The sequence below is a fragment of the Aeromonas sp. ZOR0001 genome (assembly GCF_000801015.1).
In the GTDB taxonomy this organism is placed as follows: Bacteria; Pseudomonadota; Gammaproteobacteria; order Enterobacterales; family Aeromonadaceae; genus Aeromonas; species Aeromonas veronii.
On record NZ_JRJY01000109.1, the window covers coordinates 59,182 to 62,203 of the forward strand.

The 3,022-nt window shown below is 60.5% G+C and carries 4 protein-coding genes; 3 read left to right on the forward strand and 1 reads right to left on the reverse strand.

Annotated features, from left to right (window positions below):
- The 3 genes from L972_RS14300 to L972_RS14310 form a co-directional block, all read left to right on the forward strand.
- Positions 1-749: YifB family Mg chelatase-like AAA ATPase (locus L972_RS14300; RefSeq protein ID WP_156127056.1), on the forward strand; the 749-nt coding region annotated here is incomplete at its 5' end.
- Between the two features lie 126 nt (positions 750-875).
- Positions 876-1,775, forward strand: coding sequence for an acyltransferase (locus L972_RS14305; protein WP_047439051.1), 900 nt, complete (start codon positions 876-878; stop codon positions 1,773-1,775).
- Positions 1,776-1,781: 6 nt separating this feature from the next.
- Positions 1,782-2,747 carry an acyltransferase gene (locus L972_RS14310; protein ID WP_047439053.1) on the forward strand — a complete coding sequence of 322 codons (966 nt, stop codon included), beginning with the start codon at positions 1,782-1,784 and terminating at the stop codon, positions 2,745-2,747.
- On the opposite strand, the gene L972_RS21955 is transcribed toward L972_RS14310, so the two are convergent.
- The coding region (locus tag L972_RS21955) for a DUF523 domain-containing protein (RefSeq protein WP_047439101.1) at positions 2,672-3,022 on the reverse strand (351 nt) is incomplete at its 5' end. The genes L972_RS14310 and L972_RS21955 overlap by 76 nt on opposite strands.

A 3,022-nucleotide genomic window follows, 5' to 3' on the forward strand; every position in this document is an offset into this window, starting at 1 on the left:
CGCGCGCCGGTCACTGGCACCACAGACCCTATCGCACGCCCCACCACAGTGCCTCGGCGGTGGCGCTGGTGGGCGGTGGCAGCCACCCGCGGCCCGGCGAAATTTCGCTGGCCCACAACGGGGTGCTATTTCTCGACGAGCTGCCAGAATTTGAGCGCAAGGTGCTCGACTCCCTGCGCGAGCCACTGGAGACGGGGCACATCACCATCAGCCGGGCCGCCCGTCAGGTCGATTTTCCCGCTCGCTTCCAGCTGGTGGGCGCCATGAATCCCAGCCCCTGCGGCCACTATGGCGACGGCCAGACCCGCTCCAGCCCGGATCAGATCCTGCGCTACCTCGGCAAACTCTCTGGCCCCTTTCTCGACCGCTTCGACCTGACGGTGGAGGTGCCGCTGCTGCCCAAGGGGAGCCTCACCGGCAAGGCGGAGCGAGGGGAGTCGAGCCAACAGATCCGCGATCGGGTGCTGGCGGCACGGGAGCGTATGCTGAGCCGTAACGGCAAGCTCAACAACCTGCTGGATAGCCGTGAGATAGAGGATATTTGCCGCTTATCACCGCAAGATGCCGAATTTTTGGAGAACGCCATCCAGAAGCTGGGGCTCAGCATCCGGGCCTGGCATCGCATCCTGCGGGTGTCACGCACCATCGCCGATCTGGCCGGGCAACCCGCCATCGGCAAGGAGCATCTTATCGAAGCGCTCGGTTATCGCGCCATGGACAGGCTGCTGTCGCGATTGCGCAGCAGCTGACAGCAGGGAAAGGGTGAGTCCGACCCCGTAACGGCTCTGAATGGTCTCACGGGCAATCGGCTGATATTATGGCCACAGATCTGACCACTTGATGGCCCTTTATCGACAGCAAGACGGACCCGACTCATGCCCAACAAGCTGACAGAGCGACTGCGCGGCAGCCTCTCCACCCTGCTCTATTTTTTCAACACCCTCTTCTGGTTTGTCCCCATCTTCTCGCTGGGTCTGCTCAAGCTCCTGCTCCCCCTCAAGGGGTGGCGCACCCTCTGCAACTGGCTGCTGGACGGCTGTGCCAGCTGCTGGATCGGTTTCAACAATCTGATCCAGAAAACCATCATCAAAACCCCTTTCGAGGTGGTCGGAGTGGACAAAGGGCGCCGGAATGAGTGGTATATGGTGATTGCCAACCATCAATCCTGGGTCGACATACTGGTACTGCAGCGGGTTTTTAACCAAAAAATCCCCTTCCTGAAGTTTTTCCTCAAGAAAGAGCTGATTTGGGTACCTTTTCTCGGTCTGGCATGGTGGGCGCTCGACTTCCCCTTCATGCGGCGATATTCCAGGAAGTTTCTGGAAAAGCATCCCCATCTGAAGGGAAAAGACATAGAAACAACCCGTAAAGCCTGTGCCAGGTTCCGCCACATACCGGTGAGTGTGATGAACTTCGTCGAAGGCACCCGCTTCACCGGCAGCAAGCATCAGAAGCAGGGCTCGCCCTATCGTCACCTGCTCCACCCGAAAGCAGGCGGCATCGCCTTTACCCTGGCAGCCATGGGTGACCAGTTGCATCAACTGGTGGATGTCACCATCGCCTATCCGGACGGCATCCCCAGCTACTGGGACTTCATGTGTGGCCGGGTCGGGCAAATCAAGGTTCAGGTCCGCTATTTGCCGATCGACCGCAAGCTGGTGGGGGATTACTTCAATGACCCCGAGTTCCAACAAGAGTTTCAACAGTGGTTGAACGGGATCTGGCACGAAAAGGACCAAACCCTGAGCCAACTGCTGGCAACCAAGGCGCAGTAAACATTCATGCTATCCCTGCTTCCCGGCCCGCTGGTGCTGATCATCAGCGCGGGCCTGACCATCCTTTTCACCGCCTTGTGCGCCAGCCTGATCCTGCTGGTGTCGCTGGCCAAACTGCTGCTGCCGATCCCGGTCTTTAGCCGCGCCTGCAGCCGCCTCAACAACCGCTTCATGCGCCTGTGGCTGGCCTGCAATGCGCTGGTGATCCGCCTCACCACCCGCATCGACTGGCAGGTGGAGGACAGCACCCGACTGCGCAAGGATGGCTGGTATCTCATCATCAGCAACCATATGAGCTGGACCGATATCGTGGTGCTCGGCCACCTGTTCCGCGATAGGCTGCCGGTGCCCAAGTTCTTTATGAAGCACGAGCTCATCTACATCCCGCTGCTGGGGCTCGCCTGCTGGGGGCTCGATATGCCCTTTATGCGTCGCTACTCACGGGAGTTTTTGCTGAAGAACCCGCACCTGCGCGGCAAGGATATCGAGACCACCCGCAACGCCTGCGAGAAGTTTCGCCACATCCCCACTACCGTCATCAACTTCGTGGAAGGGACCCGTTTCACCGAGCAGAAACGGGATGCGGCCCGCTCCCGCTATCGTCACCTGATGCCGCCCAAGGCGGCAGGACTGGCCTTTACACTGGCGGCCATGGGCGAACAGTTCGACAGCCTGATCAACGTCACCATCCGCTATCCGGACAACGCCGAGACCCCGTTCAAGGACTTCCTGATGGGACGGGTAAAACGCATTCAGGTGCGGATTGAGGAGCTGCCGGTGAATGAGCAGCTGATAGGAGATTACTTCAACGACAAGCAGTTCAAGCGCGGTTTTCAGGAGTGGCTAAACCAGCGCTGGCAGGAGAAGGACGAGGTGCTGGAGGGGTGGCAGAGCGGTCAGGCGCCGCTGCCGGTTGCCGCCAAATCCGGGGAGGAATCCAAAGAGAGCGCCGAGGCCAACTCGGCCAACTGATCCTCGGAAAAGACCACAATCCCGTGGCGGCGCAGCAGGGCAGTGGTCTTGCCCTCGCCCGCCACAGAAACCCCTTCAAAGCGGCCGTTATAGATACGGCCGCTGCCACATGAGGGGCTCCCCTCTTTCAGCAGGGCGAAGCGAATGCCCTGCGTCTGACAGATTTCCAGCGCCAGCTCGGCGCCACGGTCGAACTCGGCAGTCACATCCAGCCCGCTCGCCGTCACTACACGCTCGCCCTGCCGCTCGGCAGGGGGGCGTGGGGTCGGCAAACC

Bases quoted from the DNA above. Each gene is read 5' to 3' on its own strand.
- L972_RS14305 (WP_047439051.1), top strand. From the start codon at position 876: ATGCCCAACAAGCTGACAGAGCGACTGCGCGGCAGCCTCTCCACCCTG.
- L972_RS14310 (WP_047439053.1), top strand. From the start codon at position 1,782: ATGCTATCCCTGCTTCCCGGCCCGCTGGTGCTGATCATCAGCGCGGGC.